19 protein-coding genes are annotated in these 21,897 nt (G+C 46.8%); 8 read left to right on the forward strand and 11 right to left on the reverse strand.

What is annotated here, in order from left to right; translation table 11 throughout:
- Window positions 1–21 precede the first annotated feature (21 nt).
- The 6 genes from CWC22_RS13235 to ilvY form a co-directional block, all read right to left on the reverse strand.
- Entirely contained in the window at window positions 22–999 is a 978-nt protein-coding gene (locus tag CWC22_RS13235) for a sterol desaturase family protein (protein ID WP_138537527.1), read from the reverse strand.
- A gap of 108 nt (window positions 1,000–1,107) precedes the next feature.
- Entirely contained in the window at window positions 1,108–3,336 is a 2,229-nt protein-coding gene (locus tag CWC22_RS13240; RefSeq protein WP_230090572.1) for a TonB-dependent receptor family protein, read from the reverse strand.
- A gap of 10 nt (window positions 3,337–3,346) precedes the next feature.
- Window positions 3,347–4,621 carry an imelysin family protein gene (locus CWC22_RS13245; RefSeq protein ID WP_138537531.1) on the reverse strand — a complete coding sequence of 425 codons (1,275 nt, stop codon included), beginning with the start codon at window positions 4,619–4,621 and terminating at the stop codon, window positions 3,347–3,349.
- An 85-nt stretch (window positions 4,622–4,706) separates the two neighbouring features.
- A complete protein-coding gene (locus tag CWC22_RS13250) occupies window positions 4,707–6,512 on the reverse strand; it encodes a DUF4856 domain-containing protein (RefSeq protein WP_138537533.1) in 1,806 nt (601 codons plus the stop codon).
- 333 nt (window positions 6,513–6,845) lie between these two features.
- Window positions 6,846–7,544, reverse strand: a complete 699-nt coding sequence (locus tag CWC22_RS13255) for a response regulator transcription factor (protein WP_125560167.1) — start codon at window positions 7,542–7,544, stop codon at window positions 6,846–6,848.
- Between the two features lie 62 nt (window positions 7,545–7,606).
- Window positions 7,607–8,497 (reverse strand): HTH-type transcriptional activator IlvY, encoded by an 891-nt coding sequence (gene ilvY, locus CWC22_RS13260; protein WP_125560165.1) that lies wholly within the window; start codon window positions 8,495–8,497, stop codon window positions 7,607–7,609.
- A gap of 131 nt (window positions 8,498–8,628) precedes the next feature.
- On the opposite strand from ilvY, the gene ilvC reads away from it, so the two are divergent.
- The 4 genes from ilvC (at window position 8,629) to CWC22_RS13280 (ending at window position 14,507) form a co-directional block, all read left to right on the forward strand.
- Window positions 8,629–10,101 (forward strand): ketol-acid reductoisomerase, encoded by a 1,473-nt coding sequence (gene ilvC, locus CWC22_RS13265; protein WP_138537535.1) that lies wholly within the window; start codon window positions 8,629–8,631, stop codon window positions 10,099–10,101.
- Between the two features lie 220 nt (window positions 10,102–10,321).
- Entirely contained in the window at window positions 10,322–12,229 is a 1,908-nt protein-coding gene (locus CWC22_RS13270; protein ID WP_138537537.1) for a methyl-accepting chemotaxis protein, read from the forward strand.
- A gap of 201 nt (window positions 12,230–12,430) precedes the next feature.
- Complete coding sequence (locus CWC22_RS13275) at window positions 12,431–13,636, forward strand: tetratricopeptide repeat protein (RefSeq protein WP_138537539.1); 1,206 nt, start codon at window positions 12,431–12,433, stop codon at window positions 13,634–13,636.
- Window positions 13,617–14,507 carry a M20/M25/M40 family metallo-hydrolase gene (locus tag CWC22_RS13280; protein WP_164517527.1) on the forward strand — a complete coding sequence of 297 codons (891 nt, stop codon included), beginning with the start codon at window positions 13,617–13,619 and terminating at the stop codon, window positions 14,505–14,507. The genes CWC22_RS13275 and CWC22_RS13280 overlap by 20 nt, the downstream gene beginning before the upstream one ends.
- On the opposite strand, the gene CWC22_RS13285 is transcribed toward CWC22_RS13280, so the two are convergent.
- A complete protein-coding gene (locus tag CWC22_RS13285) occupies window positions 14,447–14,755 on the reverse strand; it encodes a GIY-YIG nuclease family protein (protein ID WP_049864269.1) in 309 nt (102 codons plus the stop codon). The two genes, CWC22_RS13280 and CWC22_RS13285, sit on opposite strands and share 61 nt — an antisense overlap.
- Window positions 14,756–14,885: 130 nt before the next feature.
- Here CWC22_RS13285 and CWC22_RS13290 point away from each other — a divergent pair, with 130 nt between their 5' ends.
- Window positions 14,886–15,245, forward strand: coding sequence for an outer membrane protein assembly factor BamE (locus CWC22_RS13290; RefSeq protein ID WP_010382285.1), 360 nt, complete (start codon window positions 14,886–14,888; stop codon window positions 15,243–15,245).
- A gap of 52 nt (window positions 15,246–15,297) precedes the next feature.
- Here the strand turns inward: CWC22_RS13290 and CWC22_RS13295 are convergent, their stop codons facing one another.
- Window positions 15,298–16,659, reverse strand: a complete 1,362-nt coding sequence (locus CWC22_RS13295; RefSeq protein WP_195879826.1) for an ankyrin repeat domain-containing protein — start codon at window positions 16,657–16,659, stop codon at window positions 15,298–15,300.
- Between the two features lie 361 nt (window positions 16,660–17,020).
- On the opposite strand from CWC22_RS13295, the gene CWC22_RS13300 reads away from it, so the two are divergent.
- Window positions 17,021–17,197: a DUF2897 family protein gene (locus CWC22_RS13300; protein ID WP_125560151.1), complete on the forward strand. Its 177-nt coding sequence runs from the start codon at window positions 17,021–17,023 to the stop codon at window positions 17,195–17,197.
- 32 nt (window positions 17,198–17,229) lie between these two features.
- Here the strand turns inward: CWC22_RS13300 and CWC22_RS13305 are convergent, their stop codons facing one another.
- Both CWC22_RS13305 and bamC read right to left on the reverse strand, forming a co-directional pair.
- Window positions 17,230–18,600, reverse strand: a complete 1,371-nt coding sequence (locus CWC22_RS13305) for a YjiH family protein (protein WP_138537685.1) — start codon at window positions 18,598–18,600, stop codon at window positions 17,230–17,232.
- A gap of 98 nt (window positions 18,601–18,698) precedes the next feature.
- The gene (bamC, locus tag CWC22_RS13310) at window positions 18,699–19,766 is read right to left on the reverse strand and encodes an outer membrane protein assembly factor BamC (RefSeq protein ID WP_125560149.1); all 1,068 of its coding nucleotides are present in this window, start codon (window positions 19,764–19,766) and stop codon (window positions 18,699–18,701) included.
- A 334-nt stretch (window positions 19,767–20,100) separates the two neighbouring features.
- Between bamC and CWC22_RS13315 the strand changes: the two genes are divergently transcribed.
- Together CWC22_RS13315 and bcp are read left to right on the forward strand one after the other, a co-directional pair.
- The gene (locus CWC22_RS13315; RefSeq protein ID WP_010382295.1) at window positions 20,101–20,634 is read left to right on the forward strand and encodes a glycine cleavage system protein R; all 534 of its coding nucleotides are present in this window, start codon (window positions 20,101–20,103) and stop codon (window positions 20,632–20,634) included.
- A 10-nt stretch (window positions 20,635–20,644) separates the two neighbouring features.
- Window positions 20,645–21,115 (forward strand): thioredoxin-dependent thiol peroxidase, encoded by a 471-nt coding sequence (gene bcp, locus CWC22_RS13320; protein WP_125560147.1) that lies wholly within the window; start codon window positions 20,645–20,647, stop codon window positions 21,113–21,115.
- Between the two features lie 48 nt (window positions 21,116–21,163).
- Here the strand turns inward: bcp and pdxJ are convergent, their stop codons facing one another.
- Window positions 21,164–21,895, reverse strand: coding sequence for a pyridoxine 5'-phosphate synthase (gene pdxJ, locus CWC22_RS13325; RefSeq protein WP_125560145.1), 732 nt, complete (start codon window positions 21,893–21,895; stop codon window positions 21,164–21,166).
- Between the last annotated feature and the right edge of the window lie 2 nt (window positions 21,896–21,897).

A 21,897-nucleotide genomic window follows, 5' to 3' on the forward strand; every position in this document is an offset into this window, starting at 1 on the left:
CTGGCAATGCCCGTCGCCAGCCTATTTCTCTTCTTTCACGCCACCACGTACTTTCTTTGGCAACAAGCTAAACCACGCTTCTCGCAGCGGCTTCAGATATATGGCACTTAAGCTATCATGACCTGCGTCGTAGCGACCTACGCCGATTTCAATGTTGGTCACTGCTGATGCACGGATCAAAGTTCGCCCCATTCTGTCCCAGATGGCCAGTGCCGAACCCAGATTAGTATCAAAATGAGCCGGATCAGCACTATGATGGATCTGATGTTGTGCCGGGCTGATAAACCAGTTTTCTACCTTGTCTCCCCAACTGAACCAGATGTGTGAATGCCTCAGATTCGAGCCAAAAATATTGAATAGAAAGACAAAAGCATTCGCACCTAAGATATCAAACATGCTCAACGTCGTACCGAAGACAAAATAGCCCAAACCAACCACAATCCCCTGCGTCAGAGCCATCCGGCATGCATATAAGTAACTTTCAACCGGATGAGAGCGGTAAATAGTGAATGGAGTCAGCACTTTTGCAGAATGATGCACCTTATGAAACTCCCAAAGAAATGGGATTTTATGTAACGCAAGATGCAACAGGTAACGCGTAAAGTCATCGACCAGAAACAACATCAGTGTAAACAGAAAAATCACCACTGAATCATGCCAGGCCAAATGCAATGGTGCACCAAATAACCACTCAAGACCATCAGAGACTGCAATCGCAACCGGCACCATAGTTAATACGATAGGTGCAAAGGTCAGGGCTTTGATCAGTTTGTTGACGACAAATAAGCCATAATCCAGCTTCGCACTGTCAGACAGCCACACATCACGTGGGAACAGAAACCCCAGGAAACCTTTAAGCGAGCGAGGGCCTTGTAGTTTGGTGTAAACCAAACCAGCCATCACCACTGCACTCAGCAGGTACAGCCAATAAATGCGTTTATTTGCATCCAGTAAATAACCGGGCAAAGATAACAAGCTTTGCCAGAGTGTTTCGATCATAAAGTGGACTGACTCCTGTAAAAAAGGCCACTGATGAGTGGCCCTGTTAGTATACATAATTATGTCAGATACACAGCAGATTGTGCATCTGACATTGATTTATTCAGATTAGAATGAGTACTTATAACCCAATGTAAACTGGCGAGGTTTGCCTGGTCGAGCCCCATAAGGACGACGACTTACAATCTTGGTCTCATCCAACAGGTTATCAACTTTAGCGTAGACCTGACCATATTTGCCCAGCTCATAGACCGCTGACAGATCAACGGTTGTGATCGCTGACACCTCTTTGCCTTCAAGCACCAGATCATAGCTACCATTTGGCGCATTTGGATCTGTGCTGCTATCCCAGCTTCGTCCAGCCGCTTCAGACATAGAGCCAACATACTTGACAGCAAGCGATACACGCCAGTCCGGAGCCGACACACCAATGTTAAAGCTGGCCTGATGCTCGGGCAGGTATGGCAGCTCGTCACCACTTTTCACATGACCCCATTGGGCAAAATTAGTGTATCGATCGTTTTTGAATTCACCTTTGGTATAGGTGTAAACAAACCCGTAAGGAATATCAATTTGCAGGTTTAGAGGGTAACGTTGACTAAACTGGGCTTCCAGACCATATACATGTGCCTCACCGCCGTTGAACTCTTTGCCGACTTCCAACGCACCACAGTTAGACTGACCACAGCTTTCTTTCAAATTACTGTAATCATTGAAAAAGCTCACTACTTCAAGCTGCGTTACCCCATCATTAAAACGGCCGCCGAATTCATAGTTGGTGCTCTTCTCGATTTCGATGTCAACCGATTGCTGCGGCGACGCTGGAGAGAAACCCTGATGAACGCCAAACAAAATACCGGAGTCTTCCGACAACTGATAGAAGCCACTCATACCCGGTAACCAGATCCGTGTGGTTTTGTCCTGCCAGTCATCCGCATTAACAGTATCCTGATACGCCATGTCCATCAGCTCACCACGTATACCCACACCCAAAGTTAAGGCATCTATAGTGACCTTGTCCTCAAGGTAGACAGACCAGGCCTTGGTATTTTCAGTGTTTTGGGAGGTATAGACTTTATCTAAGCCCAGATTAAACGCACTGCCGTCTCTCATTCCGTAAGTTTCGTTGAAGTGCTTACGCTCTATTTCATCTTCATGAAAGCGAACACCAAACGATAAGGTATTGTCGTACCCTGCCAGCTTGAACTTGGCAGACCCGTCCACCTGGATCCCCTGCGAGAAGTACTCACGATCATTGGTGCCCATGGACAAGTAATTAGGACGACCATTGTCAGCAATCGAGTCAGCCGTGCCACTGATCACCTGATACAAACGTTGATATTGCTCGTCTTCCGGATTTGCAAGGATCTCAGGTAAGGTCGCATCGGTGTTGGTCAACCCGTCCAGCTTTAACCAGGCGCGCTCATAATCATTGCGATAAACGCGTGATGTCAGACTCACATCCTGATATTTCAGATGGTGGGAGAACATTACCTGACTGTGCTTAGTATCCATGTTGTCAGGCTGAGACGCAGCATAACGCCGATATGGCGTGGCATCAAAGTCAGCATCAGTCAGACCCAGGTAGGTTTCATTAGATAGCTCGTCAGCATAGCTGAGCTTAAGTCCGAATGTGTGCTCGAACTCCCCTTGCTGCAGCTTATAATTGAACTTAGCCAGCAGGTCATTTTTCTCAAATCCGGTATCTGCACCCCCATCAAGGTCTTTAAAGCCATCGGCTTGCAGATTCACCCCTTCAAGCAAAAATCCAACATTATTTACCACAGACCCAAAATATGCGTGCGCTTTGGTGTAACCGTCACTGCCCGTGGCCAAATCAATCGCACCTTCAGAAAACTCAGGTACCGCACGAGTAACCAAATTCAGTGCTCCAGCCACAGATTGCGGTCCATGTTTGATAGCTGCTGGGCCTTTAAAGACCTCAACGGCTGTCATCCGGGTTGTCACAGGGAAATAATAAGCAGCAGGGGCAGAGTAAGGTGCCGGGCCAATCAATACACCATCTTCCATAATGGTTATTTTTTTGCTTCGTTCTGGTGTTACACCACGAAAGCCGATGTTCGGACGCAGGCCATAGCCATCTTCCTCACGGATATTCACACCCGGTACTGATGCTAATATACGATGGATGTCATCGTACTCAAACTCCGCCAGCTGCTCTTCACTCAACAACGTCGCAGAGCCCGCTTCTGTGCGAAGTTTATCGTAATGACTCAGGATTTGAATGTGTTCCATGTCGTCATTGTTTGCATCACTGTTTGCCAATACCTGAGGCGCTGCCAGCGCAACCGCCATAGCCAACACAGATCTTTTCATCATGGGTCCTTTAGTCATTATCACCTGCCGATGTTTTAGGAAGTTCCAGCGCCAACTTTTGAATAAAGTCGTTTTTAAGCTCATCAGTAACGTCTTTGACCTTAGCATGGGTGTTTGTCACACCTGCGGTGTCTTCATCCAATGCTTGCTGTAAGCTACCATTCAGTGCATCTGTCGCCGCTTTTGCATCTGCAATACCCTGCAACATCACTTCTTTGGTCTGACTGGCATCTTGTTCGTCAAGGAAATCATCAAAGCCTGTGGTGTCTTCACTGTCTGTGCCCTGACCAAGGAAGATTTGCTCAAATGCCGCGATATTGGCCTGGATATTTTCTATTGAATGCTCAGCAAAGCGCGATTCTACCGCCTGAGGACACACTTCAGTACCGCATTGGTTAGCAAATAAACCCAGCGGTGTTGCTAGTTTATAGTCCTTGAGCTCTTCGGTCATATAAAAGAGCGCATCGGAAATAAGGTTAACCGCCTCAGTGACTGTGGTAAATTCACTACCGGACTCACCCGCATTCTTTAGCTTAGCGGCGTAGCCTTGTTCGCCCGCCCATTCAAACATTAGTCGCTCTGACGTTGCTTTCAGATCAGTGGACACCTCAACGGCATACTGGCAACGCATGACACGGCGTTGTTGGTCTTCGAGCGTATTCCATTGGGCTAGAATTTCACCACTGGCTGCCGCAGAGCAACTGTGGTCAAGCTCGTTGTTAAACAATAAATACTCAAGAGCGTCTAAGCCACGACGCTTATCACTACGCTTGCTGATATCGTAAGGGACACCATTAATTTCGCCCTCAGCAAAATAGGCCACATCCTGATCAACGTTACAATAATTGGTATCTGGCCAGGAGTAGATGTCTTTACGCAGTGCTTTGTCGTCTGCCAGCAATGGGCCAACGATCATCAATTCAGCATGCTGCCAGCTAACCATCGCCTCTTTCCAGCTATTTTGTGCAGCAAGTAATGCTTCATCACGCGCTGTTTTCGCAGCATCGTCCTGCAAGGTCGGATCAAATGCCGTTTCCAGGTCACAATACGCTTTAATCACAGCGGTTTGTCCACTTGCTTTGTCAGCAAATTGCTGGAACGTGGGGGTAAAAACGTTGTCGGTTAGGTTCGCTACGAGCTTTTTCTGATCGAACGTTGTTGGCTCTACCACCGGGGTACCCTGATTGTATCCTGGACCCGCAGAGCTGGACGTGCTTTCACCACATCCGCTTAATGCCAAACCAATGGCCGTTGCCAGTAAGATAGGTCTGGTTTGTCTTCTCATTATTTGCCTCAAATGAATAGTCTAGATACGCAAAAGGCTAGCAAAACACGCTAACCTTTTGACAGTTCAAAGAATGGTTTATAACTTACCAGTTAGCAACATTCTCTGCATCAAAGCCGTATACTTCCTGAAGGATGTCACGTGCCTGACCCAGCTTCTCAATGTAAGCATCTACGTCATTTGGTTCGATCGCTGGCTGCGTGCCCATCAGGTCATGCATTTGCTCGAATTTACCGACATTACCTTCTGCATAGAACGGTGAGAAACGGTTGAACTGGAAGTTCAGTGCAAAGCCTTTCATTTCTGACCAATGCTTAGCGAGTGTAGCGAAATCTGATGCTTTGTACTCACCGCCATTTACGCCTTCTTTCAGCGCTTCCAGGTCTTTAGTTGTGTCATTGATATAATGCACAACTGTTGCTGCAATGGCTTTTTCCCATGCCATCAGTGCATCTTTCGCATGGCCTTTCAGTTCATCCATTTGCGCTTCACTAAGCGCGCCTTCAGTTGCGTTAATCAACTTACGACCATTGTAGAACGCTTCAAATGCGTCTTTAGTCAGGTCAGTTGGATTTGCATTATCGACAGTACCACGGTCACGCTTAGCTGCGTTGGTCGAGTTACCAAAGTTATACTCTGAGTTAAAGTCAATTTTGCCATCAGCATTAGCATCGTTGTAACCAGCGCTGAAGCCGTCACGTCCGCCTTTACCTGCAATCTCGTCATCAGAATAGCTCATGTAGTTACGCGCTGCACCGAAGTAGCCGAAACCTTCATCCCACTGGTGCTCAAGGTTAGTGTAAGTTTTACCTTCAACGGCAACCGTGTTATCAGTCTGCAGACCTTTGCCTTCTGTGTCATAGTCCAGATAATCGTCCGCTGACTGAGAGAAAGCCACGGCACCGTATAGGAACTTTTGGATCAACTGATTAAGGTCAACACCTGTTTCAGTCACATAGATGGTGTCGATCTCTTCACCACCAGGTGCGGTTGCATTACCTGTAATCGCACGATCAGCTAACTGATCAAACAATTGTTTTACAAATAGCTCAGGAATTGGGGTCTCACCGTCTGCTGCGATGGCTGTCCAGCCAGCGAAGCTGCCATCTTCAGTCCAATCTTTGTACTGACCTTTTGCATCATTACCAGCGACTTTTCCACTCAGGTTTTTGTGAGAAGATGAAATATCAGTCAAAGTAGTCTGTGCCGCAGGGTCTGTCACCACAGTAAGAGCACGATCCTCCCAGATGCTGTTATAGTCCTCTTCAGATACGGCATAAAACTTGTTTAGCTCAGTAAGTAGCGTTTCTTTTGTTGCATTTGCGCCTTGTGCGTCCGTAACGAACTGAGCGCTGCCAATGTAATTGAACAACTCTTTGATTAACACGTGACGTGCAATCTGGCCTGAGTAAGCAACACTGGATTCACCTTCTGCAAAACGGCTGATGAAATCATAGTCCATTTCGTCCAGTACTTTAAACTTAACCTGGAATTCTTCCGTGTTTTCACCGTCATTAACGGTAACCGTAACCGTCACTTCCTGCTCTAATTCATAGTTCAGGTGTTCACCGGCTTTTAATCTTAAAACGCCTTCAACAACTTCAAAACGCGAGTCAGACACTTCAAAAGTGTGGCTGTCATCGTCGCTGTCAGTTACAACCAAAGTACCTATCTCTACCGCAACCATATTTTCAGTCACAGTGACTTCAGTTGCGTCTGCATCCTTACTTTCCAGTGTTAATGCTGTAGGTGCTTCGTTCGAAGGTGTGGTAGGTGTGGTCGGATCTGGCGTCTCAACGTTATTGTCATTTGAGCTTGAACCACCGCATGCGGTCAAACCTAAAGTAGCAACTAAAATAGAAGTAGCAAGCAGAGATTTTTTGAAAATCATTGAGCATTCCTTAATAAAGCAATGTTAAAAATTATTCTTAGTCGCGTTAAGTATACACCGCTTTAAATAGCAATCAATTCTATTTACGTTGCTAAATACACGATTTAGATCAAGGAATGCGCAATTTCACTGCCCACATAAATCGGTTAGGGACAACTAAACTAGATATGAAATAAAAATATATATTTGATTTATATAGACTATTTAGGCAACAGTGTCACTAGAACAAAAGAGGAAAAAGAATCAATGTACAAACGAGATCGAATGGATAGTTCGAATAATTGGAACTATCCAATGTGGAAACTTCGTCAAATTATGAGCTAAGCTTTAGGTTCACCAGGCATCTTTTACAAACAGATAACCTTTACGCCAAACTGTTTTAATTTTTTCTGCGCCGACAGCGGTATCTCCCAGTTTTCTGCGCAAACATGATACACGCACATCTACCGTGCGACTGTTTGCCTGGTAATGCTGTCCAACCACCTTTTTATAAATGTCTTCGCGACTGACAACGTCCGGGGCGCGAGAAGCCAACAGCCAGAGTAACTCAAACTCATGACTGGTCAAGCTAACCGGTTGCTTTTTCAGTGAAACACTGCGTTCATGCAAATTCAGGTAAAGCTGACCAAAGTGGAGCTCATCTGGCGTTTCAGACTGCATGGCCGATATGGCCGGGTGTTTACGTACCAAAGCATCAAGCCGGGCACGCCATAATCGGGGTTTGGCCATACAGGGGATGACATCGTCTGCGCCCAGTTCCAGCATCAGGCTCTGCAAATCTTCATTGTCCTCGTCAAGCGCTACCATCAGAGGCGCATCGAAGCAGGATTTGAGTGTATTAATAGTATCGTACTGCGCACTGGTTGCCAGAGCCTGACCAATCACAATACTGTCTACTTGTTGAGCCGGATACCCTTTACGAGTTGCCTCATGAATATTCATAAACCGCATAACATAACCATGCTGCTGCAATGCCTCAAAGGGTGCGATGCTGTGTCCTTTTTCATCTTGCGCGATTAATACCGTTGACACGAAAAAGCCTCGTTAAAACTAACTATGCAGGCTAGTCTAGTGACCCTAGCTGAACAAACGCTTTACGCGGCGAACAAACGCGCCGCAACCCGAAATAAGGCACTAACAACCGGGTCCTGAAGACGTTTTTTCTTGCATACCAGGCCAATTTCAATCTCTTCGCTTTGCAACCCCAACGTCTGAACCTGGTTTCTAAACGGGCTTTGCTCTAATACGACTTCTGGCACATAAGCAATGCCGAAGCCCAGGCTGGTCAAAGCAACCATGGCCTCATGACCGGAAACATGTGCATAGATCTTCGGCTGTAGTGCTTTCTTCTTAAAAAACACATCCAGACGCTCTTTCAAAACACCATGCTCGGGCACGATGAAAGGTACCTGTTGCCAGGGTAGTTCTCCACGCTGCTGCTCCAGCAGCTCACTCAAAGGGCATTTCATCGTTGGCGCAATAAACAGCAGCCGTGAGCGACCAATACTGAGGTATTCCAGCCCCTGGGGCAGGTTACGGGGCCGAACTGCAACGGCAACATCAACCACTTCTCCCTGTACCTGAGCAATAGAGTTTGCCGGATCGCCAGTCAACAAGTTGAGCTCTACCTGAGGGAAATCCTGTCGGTAACGAGCAAACAAGTCATAGATAAAACTGTAAGAGGCAGTCACAGAACAAAACAAGCTCAGCTCACCACTGAGCGGCTTGTCTTCATCCAGACATTCACTTTTAAACTGGCGCCAACTTGCCAGCGTAGCCTGCGCGTAATGAATAAAAGCCTGCCCTTGTGATGTCAGAGCGACACTGCGGTTGTCACGGATAAATAGCGGCGCGCCAACCTCCTCTTCAAGCTGTTTTATCTGCCGACTCAGCGTTGGGGGGCTAATATAGCAGCGCTCACTGGCGCGGGAAAAATGCAGTGTATCCGCCAATGCCAGAAAGTACTTAAGTTGTTTATGGTCCATCTCAAATTGTTCACTCTATGTGTTTCACAATATGAAATACAATAGTTTAAATATATCATTTTACGCAACTTAAACTTATTACTAGTCTAGAACCTAACTCATTATGTTAGAACAATCAGACAGGACAAATCATGGCGAACTATTTCAATTCACTGCCACTGCGTGAGCAACTAGCCCAACTGGCGCAGTGCCATTTCATGGACCCCAAAGAGTTTGAGGACGGTGTTAACGTCCTGCTTGGTAAAAAACTGGTGATCATTGGCTGCGGCGCTCAGGGCCTAAACCAGGGTCTGAACTTACGCGATTCAGGGTTAGATGTCAGCTATGCGCTGCGTCAGTCTGCCATTGATGAAAAGCGCCAGTCATTTAAAAATGCCAGCGAAAATGGCTTTGAAGTGGGTACCTACGAAACCTTGATCCCACAGGCTGATCTGGTTCTTAACCTGACGCCAGACAAGCAACACACAGCGGTAGTTGAAGCCGTGATGCCACTGATGAAACATGGGGCCACACTCGCCTATTCCCATGGCTTCAATATCGTTGAAGAAGGTATGCAAGTACGTGAAGACATTACCGTTATCATGGTGGCACCTAAGTGTCCGGGCACTGAGGTTCGAGAAGAATACAAGCGTGGCTTTGGCGTGCCGACCTTAATTGCAGTGCACCCGGAAAATGACCCTCAAGGTCATGGTCTGGCTCAGGCTAAAGCCTATGCAGCGGGAACAGGTGGGCACAAAGCTGGTGTGCTTCATTCATCCTTCATCGCCGAAGTGAAGTCTGATTTGATGGGCGAACAGACCATACTGTGCGGTATGCTACAAACCGGCTCATTACTGTGCTTTGATAAAATGGTCGAACAAGGTATTGAAGCGGGTTATGCCTCAAAACTTATCCAGTACGGTTGGGAAGTGATCACTGAAGCACTCAAACACGGTGGTATCACCAATATGATGGACCGCCTGTCCAACCCGGCCAAAATCAAGGCGTTTGGTTTAAGTGAAGAGCTTAAAACACTCATGCGACCTCTTTACAACAAACATATGGACGACATCATCAGTGGTGAGTTTTCTCAGGGTATGATGGCGGACTGGCATGAAGACGATGCCAAGCTGCTTAGCTGGCGCGCTGAAACCGCAGAAACCGCGTTCGAGAAACAGCCAAATTGTGAACAAGAAATTACCGAGCAAGCATTTTTTGACAACGGTATTTTGATGGTCGCTATGGTAAAAGCTGGTGTAGAGCTTGCGTTTGAAACAATGACCGCTGCGGGCATCATCGAAGAATCTGCCTATTACGAGTCCTTGCATGAGACGCCATTAATCGCCAATACAATAGCTCGTAAAAAGCTGTTCGAAATGAACCGTACAATCTCAGATACGGCAGAATACGGCTGTTATTTATACAACCATGCCTGTTTACCGTTACTCAAACCATTTATGGAGAAAATCGGTACAGACGTCATTGGTAAAGGGTTATCACACGACAGCAATGAAGTAGACAACCAGGCGCTGATCGAGGTCAACGCGGCAATCCGTAATCATCCGGTTGAAGTGGTTGGCAACACCTTGCGCGGCTACATGTCTGCCATGAAGAAAATAATCTAACCATATGAAAAGTAAGAGTACAATAGTCTTTTAAGTGTTTTGTACTCTGCCCCTTTGCCATTTTAGTTCGCTTGTTAGAAACCAAGGCCCGCCTGCTATGCAGCGGGCTTTTTTACTTTATAAAACATGACAGTATTATGACAACAACTTTATACCTATAGGTGTTAATTATTGACCATGCTAAAATTATCATCCACGGGATATAGAAGTAGTAACTTTAATGCATAACACTGGTTTAACAATTACACAACGTATTACTCTGCTGGGCAGTCTAATCGCGGTTGTTGTCGCTTGTCTGATCGGATTTATTTCAACCTATCAGGCTAAGTCTATGATCGAGACTCGCATGCTGGGCTCTGAATTACCCAGCAAGGTTGAGAGCATCAACAAGTCGATTAGCCAACAAATTGACCAGCTTAAGAGTGCGGCAAAACAACTTTCAAGCAACCAATTTTTACTCGATGCGGTCAACAAAGGTCAGTTAGATGAGCAAGTTTTGCTCACCGAATTGACACGTGTGCAAAATCAATACGCGTTGGTTACCGCCTCCTGGGCAAACAGAGAAACGCATCAGTACTGGAATCAGAACGGCTTTTTGCGTGTACTGAACCAACAGCAAGACGGTTGGTTTTTCCACTTCACGCAAAGTGCTGAGGAGTACTCCATCAGTATTTACCAGGAAGCACCTGGTGATGTGAAAATGTTCGTCAATCATCAGCAAACCAATGGTATTGGTCTGGCAGGCCTTGCAAAAAGTATAGATGCCATGCAAACCATGCTGGCTAATATGACTATTGAGCAAAGTGGCTTTGTTTTTGTGGTCGAAAAGTCTCAAGGCGTAGTCCAGCTTCACCCTGATGCGAGTAAAGTAGCCAAAACCAAATTACTCGACTTATATGGTGCACAAGCAGCTGGCCAATTGCGCAATAGTCGTGACTTTGTTGTGCTCGACCTGGAGGCCAATGGCACGCCATCTTTGGTTGCTGCCAGCCCGATAGCAGGTACCGATCTGCTTGTTATTGCACAAGTGCCTAAATCCGAAGTCTTTGCACAAGTCTCCTCTTTGCAATGGCAAATCGTGATCTGGGCGCTGGTCGTCGTGGTTGTCGTCTGTATTGCCAGTATGTTGATGGCTCGCAGCCTCAGTGCGCCATTATTGAAAATGGCTGACGTGTTCCGTCAGCTCGGTAGCGGTGATGCCAAGCTCAATTACCGAGTGCCTAATGCAGAGCAGCCTGAGCTACAAGCTCTGGGCCAGGGCTTTAATCAGTTCATTGAAAAGATAGAGGCCGCGATTTGTAATGTGGCTAAAGAAAGCGGCGATATACGCATTGCCAGTGAGCATGTTTTTACCCAGGCAAAGAAAAACTCGTCGTCATTGGATGAGCAAAAGTCTCAGACACTCTCCGTTGCAGCGGCGATAAACCAGATGGCCGCAACAGTGCAGGAAATAGCAGGCAGTGCCAACAATACCGCCAAACTCACCGATGAGAGCCGCGAGCACACCAAACACAGTCACAGCTGTGTGCAACAAAGCCAGTCTACCTTGCATCAGTTAGCACTGGATATACAACAAATGGCAGATCAGGTCGCAACGTTGGCGAGCAAAACACAATCCATCGCCAGTATTTTAGATGTGATCAGAGGGATTTCAGAACAAACCAACCTCCTTGCACTCAATGCAGCAATAGAGTCTGCCCGTGCTGGTGAACACGGTCGTGGTTTTGCGGTTGTTGCAGACGAAGTCAGGGCACTGGCGAGTAGAACCTCCCAGTCAACAGACGAGATTCAGGCGACAATCCAGGAGCTTACCGCTGCATCGGATTCGATCGTGACACAAATCGCACAATCCTCTGATCAAGCGCAGCAAAGCGTCAACAATATGCAAACGTCGGTAGAGCTGATGAATACCATTAGTGAAACTGCCGATCAGATCAACGATATGACCACTTTAATCGCGACAGCCACCGAGGAGCAGAGTAACGTGGTCGCAGATGTCGGACGCAGCATCGAGCAGATCAGTGTAATCAGTGACGCTGTAATGAGTGAGCAACTCGACACTGAGCAGGCGATCCAGCAGCTGGCTAATTCGGCCAAAGCACTCGATAAGCTGGTTGCCAGCTTCTAGCGTTAGGTGCAAAGTGGCCACTTGTATGTGGCCACTTACTTACACAAAAAATCTACTTTATTATTTCTTTTATGACCTTTCTTACAGACCCATCTCCCCGATAAAACGTGTATTTACTGCAATGGATTGTAACAATTTTTGCTTTCTTAACCGGCCAAAATAGCTACACTAAAAGTAAGCTGTAGATTTAGGAACGTCTTTATGTTGTCGTATACTCGTTTTGCCAGACGCTATCTTTGCCCTTTGTTGGCCGCCTCCACTTTGTTACTCAGCGGATGTGAAACAACCAAGGTCCAGCCTGAAATCAACATGGTACTGCTCGATAATGCCCCCTTCAGACAACATGAAGTAGAAACACAAAGCAGTATCTTTGCACTAGATGCCAATATTCGGGCCACATTAGACCGTTACCTGGACCGCAACAATGGCTCTAATATCAAAGTGGCAGAGCAGTTACTGCAATTTTTAGTTGAAAATGGCGATTCAAGCCTCGCATATATGCGCGGTGCCAACCTCAGTGCCTCAGATGCCTTTTATAACCTCAATGCCAATTGCCTGTCACTGTCGATCCTCGCTTATAGCTTATCGGATTACCTGGGCTTTAAGGGCCAGTTTCAGCGCGTACATATCCCAGAGTACTGGGCACAAACCAAAGGCTACAGCCTGCTGACCGGACACGTTAACTTAGTGGTGACCCAGACTAATTCCGGAGCCCGGAAAAACAGCGAAAATCGCGAGGTGCTATATACGCGCCCGGCCCGGGTTGTTATTGACTTTGACCCCAACAGCCGACAACAAAAATTCGCTACCTCTAAAATCAGTAAAGAGCGTATCACCGCCATGTTTTACAGCAACAGAGGCGCCATGCACATGATAAATAAAGAAATGGATCAGGCATATAGCTACTTTCGTGCTGCCATAGACATTGATCCACTCTACTCCGCAGCCTGGGGGAATCTGGCCGTGCTCTATCGCATTAACGATCACAACGCACAAGCCGAATCACTGTATCAACAGGCACTGCGCATCAATGACGAAAACAAAACTGCGCTGGGTAATTTAGCACTGTTATACGAACTGACTGACAGACCACACAAAGCGCAAGAGATCAGAACACAGTTACATGCACTGCGTAAGGATAACCCCTATTATTTAATTGCACTCGGTGACGAAGCCTTTGCCGCCGAAAACTACGATCAGGCACTGAAGCATTACCGCGCCGCAAACAAATTGTCGGCGTCAATCCACGAAGGTTACTTTGGCCTGGCAAAAGTCTACTATATACAGGGTGAGCTTGAGCTGAGCAGAACATTTCTAAACCGGGCGTTGAACCACGCTAGTTTCAACCATGACAAGAAACGCTATCAGAACAAGCTGGAGTGGCTCAGTGCAACGGCTAAAAATTAGTGCCCTATGGCTTTGTTGTATTACCGCTACTGCGCATGCGAATACGCAGCTGGAAACAGACCTAAAGGTACTGACCAGCCCGGAACACGCGGGTCGGGGTTCAGGCGGCATCGCCATAAATGAAAGTGCCCGCTATATTCACACACGCTTCGCGGAGGCCGGGTTAGATACCTATTATCAGTCTTTTCGCTTTCGTCAGGGGCTCGGTAAGCTAGGACATGGTCACAATGTTGTTGCCACCTTGCCCTGCAACGCGCCGGTATGCCACAAAGCATTGGTGATCAGTGCCCATTACGACCATTTGGGCAGCAGGGGCTCACGTTATTATCCCGGCGCCAATGACAATGCCTCTGGCGTGGTGGTGATGCTGGACATTGCGCAGCGCCTGGCCTCACAGCATAGGCACCGGGAAATCACATTTGTAGCCACCGATGCCGAAGAAAAAGGCCTCTACGGCGCACATTTTTTCGCAGCCACGCTGACGCCCAGTCAGGTTGCCCTGAATATCAATCTGGATATGCTCGCTGTAAGCGGAAAAAATCGTTTGTATGTCCTTGCCTCAAAACAGGCAAGTGAGTTTACCGATGCCATTGAGCCTGCTTTTGACAACCAGATCCGTGCTCTGGTTTATACATCTGCGACCAGTATGGCACGTCGCTTAGACACACCGCGAGTAGACTGGCTCCGGGCCAGTGATCACTATGCCTTCCATAAAGTCGGAATACCTTTCGCTTATTTTGGCGTGGGCATTGACCCCAATCACCACACTCCAAAAGACCAGTTTGATAAGGTAAACCTGCCCAAACTGAATCAGGTGTCGGAACATATCAGTGCTTTTATATCAGCGTTATCGGTGTCAGCCGCCCCCTGAACGAGCGCAACCTTGCGTGACTTAGATAACCGCTTAAAGCGCCATTCGAGCCGGGCTGCAGTGCGCTTATCTTCCACCGCCAAGCTATAGACCAGCTTTAACGGACCTTTGCCACGCAAATTCTTGGCGCCTTTGCCAGCATCATGTTCGGCAAAACGCCGAGAAACATCGTTGGTGATGCCGGTATACCAATGACCAAATCGATTTTCAATTATGTACAGGTACCAGGGCTGCTGGGGTTTGCTCATTGCTTTGACCACTCAATACAATTAATGGAACTATTTTAACGGTGAACAGTCGAAACTTACCAATAATTCTACTTTACCTTCTTTATCCATTCTGTATCATTCATACAACCAAAAATAAGGATACACATACATGCAGTTAAAAAAGCGCCTTTTTGTTTGGCTTAGTATTATTCTTGCAACGACATTGCTGTCTGCCTGTTCCAGCTGGGTATACCGGATAAATGTGCCTCAGGGTAACTTCCTGGAGCAGTCCGATGTCGATAAGCTCAGAATTGCTATGACAAAAGAGCAAGTTTTATATGTATTGGGCACGCCTGTGGCTAAAGACGCGTTTAACAGCGAAATCTGGCATTACTCTTATGTGTTCAATCTGGGTAGAGACTCAGAGCAACGCAAAGAGCTGGTGGTTTATTTCAACGGTGATGCATTGAATGATATTTCAGGGGATTTTGATAAACCGGCGGATTTCAATACGCCACTTACCGAGTGATTTGATTCTCTCACTACTGTCCCCCATTAAAAGCAGAGCACAAGCTCTGCTTTTAGCTACTCATCACAGCTATCAACACCACGACACTGAATAAAAATTGCAGTGACATACTCAGCCAGGCCAACACATTGACACCTATCAGGCTCCAGGGTGACGCATCCTGCGGGTAGAGCGGACTGCGCTTTTGCCAACGAGCAAGCGCGAAAAACAGCAGTGTCAGACTGGAGATCATGATGGTTGCAGACAGCTTGTTACTGTGTGACTCATTAAAAAAGAAATTCAGTTGCACCGGCATCAGAATTGCTACCAACGCATACAAACTGTAAACCCGTGCGACTTTTTCATACTTGGCCGCAAAAGATAACTCAATGATACCCCGCGCTTCGAGAAACTTCTTTGCGGCGACCGCTTGTGCCTGATTTGCCAGGCGATATGGGGTCATTCCAGTGACATCTGTCAGTCTCGGGTCTACACCCATAGACTCAACCAGCTCTAGCATGGCTGTTGAATTAGAGAGCACCGCATAGTGCATCAGATTACGGCCAAGATCATCCAGGGATTGGGGACAAAACTGCTCTTTAAGCGCCTCAGCTGCGCTCACAAAGCCCTGCTCTACCAGCCACATCATGGCCGATTTACCAGATTGATCTTTGCTTTGTCCACTGGCCCCTTTCTCTATGAGTTTGAGAGCAATAGATTGCTTAGCCTGCTTAGACATCACATGAGCCAGGAGTGCCTGATCCAGCAGGCGTTCAACTTCGTCACCATCACACAAATGTTGCAACAGCCCGACATAGACTTCATCGCTTTGCAGACACTCAACGGCCAACTGTAAGGTCGCTACGGTGTCTTGCAGCACTGATTTCAGCATATCACTCAGCTGCTGTCGTGTTTCTTCACCAGCAATACGCCATAAATCACAGGCTTCTTGTGCTGTAAGTGTTAAACCGTGGTGCAGAAGTAGCAATAGAGCGCGGTTGTAAGTTTTATTCAGCAGCAGTGTCGCAGGTGAGACCTCAGTATGATACGCAAGCTGCGCCTTAATATCTGCATACTGAGCAAACACGCCCAACAATTTGGCAATCAACTCATCCTGGCTAACGCCTGCATTGGCAATATGCGCCAGTAAGTCATCACAATAAGTCTGGTGCGCCTCATCGTAGTCATCAATATGCTGATAATGACAAGACTCGAATGGCTCCAATGGTTTAAGCCACAAAATATACATCAACGGAGGTAAAACGGATGAGCGTACACCTTGTTGGTCTGTCAGTGTTTCACACTCAGGCCAGGCTTCCAGTGCATCCAGGATAAATGCCCCATTATTTTCAACCAGCCCTTTGAGTAGCAAAGGAAACTGAGCCGGCCAAATTAAAACATGCTCCATTAAAGAATTAACCACCTTATTAGTCATATCACACGCTTATTGCCATCAATATTGTCGCAACGCTGTTAGCGGAATGATACCAATTGCATCTTAAAAAAGCTGCTGCTGATCTCAAGAATCTCACCAACTTACCTAATATATGGACAACCAAACAATTATCGCGTTCCTCATATTTCTCAAGCTTGCCTAAACCGTCTTGCCAACGCACATAAATAGCGCGATACCACATTGTTATTAAGGAAAATGACTCAGCTCTTTGATGCCTAATACGGTGAGTAGCAAGGGTGTTTTGTAAGTAACTCAGGTCTATGCTTGAGGTATTGAACGCTTAAGATATACAATGGAAGTGAACGTCCAATGAAGGCCCTGCGATAGGGAGCAAGTCAAGATGGAAAACACCTTACCAACCTGGCACGTGATACTGATCATTGTCATGGTCCTTGGGTTCATTATCAGTAATATTATGTTATTGAAATATATGACCCGCTTTGATGTTAAAGGCAAGCTAGATAAGCAAACCAAACCAGAGCCAGAGGCCAAACCCGAGGAAAAGGAAGATAAGTAGGGCCGCTCTGCGCCAGCCCTACTTCAGTTAGCTTAACCTACCAGCCAGTGCGCCATCAGCGCAATCACCGGTAATGTCACCAACGTGCGCAAAATAAAGATACAGAATAACTCAAACAAGTTGACCGGGATCTTACTGCCCAGTAGCAACGCGCCGACTTCCGACATGTAGATCAACTGAGTGACGCTCAATGCTGCAACAATAAAGCGAGTCACGTCGCTTTCAATGTTTGAGGCCGCCAAAATAGACGGAATGAACATGTCTGCAAAGCCAACGACAATGGTTTCAGCGGCTTTGGCAGCTTCGGGTACTTGAAGCAACTCAAGGTAAGGGATAAACGGCTTACCCAGGATCTGAAAAACAGGCGTATGCTCCGCGATGATCAAAGCGAACGTACCGACTGCCATCACCACAGGCAAAACAGCAAACACCATATCCAGCGCATTATGCACGCCTTCTTTTAACGTCCCTTTTACCCCAGGGGCTTTTTCTGCTTTTGCCAGTGCGACGTCCAGCGCATGACCAAACAGGGTTTTACCCTCTGGTACCAGCTCTGCACCCGGGTTTGCATCACTGCCGTCAACATAACAGTCTTTTTTCCATCGTAATGGTGGTAAGCGGGGAACAATAATCGCGGCGGTAATACCAGCGGCACATACAGTCAGATAAAAGGGAGCAAATAAATGCTCCAGTTTAACCTGACCAATGACCACCAGACAGAAGGTAATAGACACCGCAGAGAACGTGGTGCCAATGATGGCAGCCTCTCTTTGCGTATAGTGCTTGTCTTCATATTGACGAGAGGTCATCAAAATACCAACGCTGCCGTCACCAAGCCAGGAAGCCACACAATTCACCGCACTGCGTCCGGGTACCCCAAACAAAGGCCGCATCACTTTCGTCAGTAACGTACCAACCAGTTCCAGCAAACCAAAATTAAGTAACAAAGGCAGCAAAAGACCCGCTAACACAAACACAGAAAACAGCACAGGCAAAAGCTCATGCAGCACCAATGCACCGGTACCTGAAGAGTAAATGGCTTCAGGGCCCACCTTAAAGTAGGTCATTAGAATGAACAACATACCTGCCAGTCGGGTCACTAACCAAATTGGACTGACAGCAAATAAGTGCCGGAATAAGTGATTTTTTAGTAATTGCCTGGGTTTCACCAGGGCAACAAAAGCACTCATTACCCCGGTGATGCAAACTATGGCTACTATCATAGCCTGCGCAAAGGGGGCTATCCAGCCTTGCAGAGCCTTTGCCATCACAGCAATAGGAATGGTCATGGCTTCGCCGATTGCAACAGGTGTCATAAACAAAAACACCCCAATCAGGGAAGGCACGATAAACGCAAATAGCGTGCGCCAGTTTGGCGACGCTGAACCCGTAGATTCTGACATCATATGATTACCCACTAAAAAGAAAAAGAGCGTAAGGCTCTTTTTCATATTACTTCAACTCATTGTTTTTATTTTAATATTTTGATTTATATAAAATATTATATTTGCAGACCTCGACTGCGTAACACCTCTAACAGAGATTGCAACAACAGCTCCATAGTCGGTGCATCCAGCACTTGCTCCTCGCTATCCAACCAGGTCAACGCCGTTTGACCATCATCCGTTGTAGATACTTTCACGACATAATCGCCGTCCGCCAGAGGCAAGACCGTCGCTTCCTCGCCCCAGATAGAATCCCAGACGCTTTGCTCAGGAGCTTCATAACGCACTTTCACCAAATCATTGTCTCTGTCAAGGCGAATGACTGTAAAGTTAACGCGCTCAAGGAAATTCGACAGACGATCCATTACCGCACTTTTTTCAACCAGTGTCAGCATCGCAGCGTTACCATCCTGATCGAACCCACCTTCCAGAGATAACAAGCCCTGCTGTTTGCGTAGTTCAACTGCCAGTAGTCGATAACGATAATCAAATTCTGCGATCACTTCATTCAGAGCACGCACTTCTAACTGTTGCTTAAGCATATCAGTGAGCGGCTGCTCTTCACTTTGATAATCAAGTAACTTAGCACTCAAAGAAGCAGTGCGCTGGTGTTCTTTTTGCTCAACAGTAAAAGCGAAACGCTGCCGTGATACTTCAACAATATCTTCCCACAACCAGCCTTCATCTTTTTTGATCAATGCATACCAGTCAGTTTCGACTGTGCCTGCCTGACGGGCATCCTTAGCAATCTGAGTATTGTGGTTCGCCATAACGCCATCCAACGACTGCCAGATGAAACCAGCCAGATCGTCAATACCATCATTTTTATCGAAATACACTTTGGCAACTCTATCTTTGCTCTCTGCCCAGCTGCCCTGTGCCAGCGTCAGCACTTGCTGAGGGGGACGATACAGCTTGTTTTCGTCATCCGAGTTATTGTCATAATCAGCAACAGCCATCTTATATTGCGGATCCTGATATGGCTGTTCCAGCCCTTCAGGGACGCTAATGGCTTCACTAACGCGGTAGTTTTTGCTGTGATGTGCATCATTTGGAAATACACTACATCCCGTTAAACCAAGTAAAACACCTAAAGTCAGTGCTTTTGGAACCCAATACTGCACGAATAAAACTCCTTAGCAAACCCTGTTATATTTATTTACGGTAAACGAATATCGTCTTTATATGAGTGGGGATTGCCGATTTGGTTCACTGCCAGAACAACTTTTTATATCCGTCTGGCGAGCCTAAACAACTTGCAAAATTTGCCCTATGTTACTTGCCTCGCCCTGTAAACACAAGATGTGAGCCTGTCCGACCCATTATCTGGCACAGTCAAACCGTAAAGCCTGGCGCTGCCGGTATCCCAAGTAACCAAATTATGTTAGTATTTACGGCTATACATCTAAAACCTGCCGTTAGGCATTACCATATTCTCAGCGTATAGGGTGCTCTTAAATGACCACATTTACCAACCAACAACTGGTTTTGACCGCAATCGGCGAAGATCGCTCAGGGATTGTCAGTGAACTGACTATGCTGGTCAGTGAATGTAATTGCAACATCATCGATAGCCGAATAGCGATACTCGGTAACGAATTTACTTTCATTATGTTGTTATCAGGCGACATGGCGGCAATCAGTCGGGTTGAGCATACCTTACCGACAAAAGGGATGGAGCTGGGCTTACTGACAATGATGAAGCGCACCGCCAGCCATCAGCAAAACGAATTCAGTGCCGGTTACACCCTGGAATATAAAGGGCTCGACGCCCCCGGGACGCTAAGCAAAGTGACGCGCTTTTTTGCTGAACAAAACATCAGTATTTGTTCTTTGAAGTCTGATACATACGAAGAAAGTGACGCATTACATATGCGCTGTGAAATCGAAGTCAATATTCCCATTGAAGTCGATGCCGACGCATTTAAAATACAGTTCGAGCATCTCTCAAACTCACTAGATCTGGATTATATTTTTCGACGCATTCGTTAAGGAGCATCCTATGAATACGCTACAAGCAGGCGCTCAGGCACCGCAGTTTACTTTACAAAATCAAGATGGTGACAGTATTGCACTCAGCACACTTCTGGAATCAAACCAGGTGCTGGTGTATTTCTATCCAAAGGCACTAACACCAGGCTGCACTGTTCAGGCTGAACAACTCAGAGATCACAAGGCTCAGCTAGCACAGTATAATACGGTAGCCGTTGGGATCAGCCCAGATCCGGTTAAGAAGTTAAAAAATTTCGAGACCAAAAAAGAACTGAACTTTGATTTGTTGTCTGATGAAGATCATGCCATCGCTGATGCATTCGGCGTTTGGGGACTGAAAAAGTTCATGGGCAAAGAATACGACGGTATCCACCGCATCAGCTTCCTGATCGGGCAAGATGGCACCGTTAAACACGTGTTCAACAAATTTAAGACCAAAGAGCATCACCAGGTCGTCATCGACTATCTGGCAGCACAGTAAAGATAAAGGGGCTGAATTCAGCCCCTTTTTAGATCCTTTCGCATCATATTAGCTGCGAGCATCCAGCATCAAGCGCTTCATATCTCTGACGGCTTTTTCTAATCCATCAATGGCTGCTCTGGCAATAATCGCATGACCAATGTTGAGCTCATAGATTTCCGGCATTTCAGCAATGGGCTTCACATTGTGATAGTGCAGACCATGACCCGCGTTAACAACAATGCCCAGGCCATGCGCATATTTTACGCCAGTGCGGATCCGCTCCAGCTCAGCCTGCATTTCAGCATCTGATTCTGCATCAGCATAAGCACCGGTGTGAATTTCGATATAAGGCGCCCCCGTCTCTTTAGCAGCATCAATTTGCTTAGGATCAGCATCAATAAACAAAGACACCTTGATACCCGCATCAGCAAGGCGCTCAACGGCCTGAGCTACTTTTTCTTTATTGGCTATCACATCAAGACCGCCCTCAGTGGTCAGCTCTTCACGCTTTTCCGGCACCAGACAAACATAAGCAGGCTTGACCTCACAGGCGATATCCAGCATTTCATCTGTCACTGCAATTTCCAGATTCATGCGTGTCTGAATGGTCTTCGCCATTACATACACATCCCTATCCTGGATATGACGACGGTCTTCACGTAAATGGATGGTGATCCCATCTGCACCGGCATGTTCAGCAACTGCCGCAGCGTGAGCCGGATCCGGATAGCTGGTGCCCCTCGCCTGGCGCAATGTGGCAATATGATCGACGTTTACGCCCAATAATATTTCTTTCATTG

Origin of the sequence: Pseudoalteromonas rubra, assembly GCF_005886805.2 — a bacterium.
Taxonomy (GTDB): Bacteria; Pseudomonadota; Gammaproteobacteria; order Enterobacterales; family Alteromonadaceae; genus Pseudoalteromonas; species Pseudoalteromonas rubra_D.

Coding starts and splice junctions, on each gene's coding strand:
- CWC22_RS13235 (WP_138537527.1), bottom strand. CDS start 999: ATGATCGAAACACTCTGGCAAAGCTTGTTATCTTTGCCCGGTTATTTA.
- CWC22_RS13240 (WP_230090572.1), bottom strand. CDS start 3,336: ATGAAAAGATCTGTGTTGGCTATGGCGGTTGCGCTGGCAGCGCCTCAG.
- CWC22_RS13245 (WP_138537531.1), bottom strand. CDS start 4,621: ATGAGAAGACAAACCAGACCTATCTTACTGGCAACGGCCATTGGTTTG.
- CWC22_RS13250 (WP_138537533.1), bottom strand. CDS start 6,512: ATGATTTTCAAAAAATCTCTGCTTGCTACTTCTATTTTAGTTGCTACT.
- ilvY (WP_125560165.1), bottom strand. CDS start 8,497: ATGGACCATAAACAACTTAAGTACTTTCTGGCATTGGCGGATACACTG.
- ilvC (WP_138537535.1), top strand. CDS start 8,629: ATGGCGAACTATTTCAATTCACTGCCACTGCGTGAGCAACTAGCCCAA.
- CWC22_RS13270 (WP_138537537.1), top strand. CDS start 10,322: ATGCATAACACTGGTTTAACAATTACACAACGTATTACTCTGCTGGGC.
- CWC22_RS13275 (WP_138537539.1), top strand. CDS start 12,431: ATGTTGTCGTATACTCGTTTTGCCAGACGCTATCTTTGCCCTTTGTTG.
- CWC22_RS13285 (WP_049864269.1), bottom strand. CDS start 14,755: ATGAGCAAACCCCAGCAGCCCTGGTACCTGTACATAATTGAAAATCGA.
- CWC22_RS13290 (WP_010382285.1), top strand. CDS start 14,886: ATGCAGTTAAAAAAGCGCCTTTTTGTTTGGCTTAGTATTATTCTTGCA.
- CWC22_RS13295 (WP_195879826.1), bottom strand. CDS start 16,659: ATGACTAATAAGGTGGTTAATTCTTTAATGGAGCATGTTTTAATTTGG.
- CWC22_RS13300 (WP_125560151.1), top strand. CDS start 17,021: ATGGAAAACACCTTACCAACCTGGCACGTGATACTGATCATTGTCATG.
- CWC22_RS13305 (WP_138537685.1), bottom strand. CDS start 18,600: ATGTCAGAATCTACGGGTTCAGCGTCGCCAAACTGGCGCACGCTATTT.
- CWC22_RS13315 (WP_010382295.1), top strand. CDS start 20,101: ATGACCACATTTACCAACCAACAACTGGTTTTGACCGCAATCGGCGAA.
- bcp (WP_125560147.1), top strand. CDS start 20,645: ATGAATACGCTACAAGCAGGCGCTCAGGCACCGCAGTTTACTTTACAA.
- pdxJ (WP_125560145.1), bottom strand. CDS start 21,895: ATGAAAGAAATATTATTGGGCGTAAACGTCGATCATATTGCCACATTG.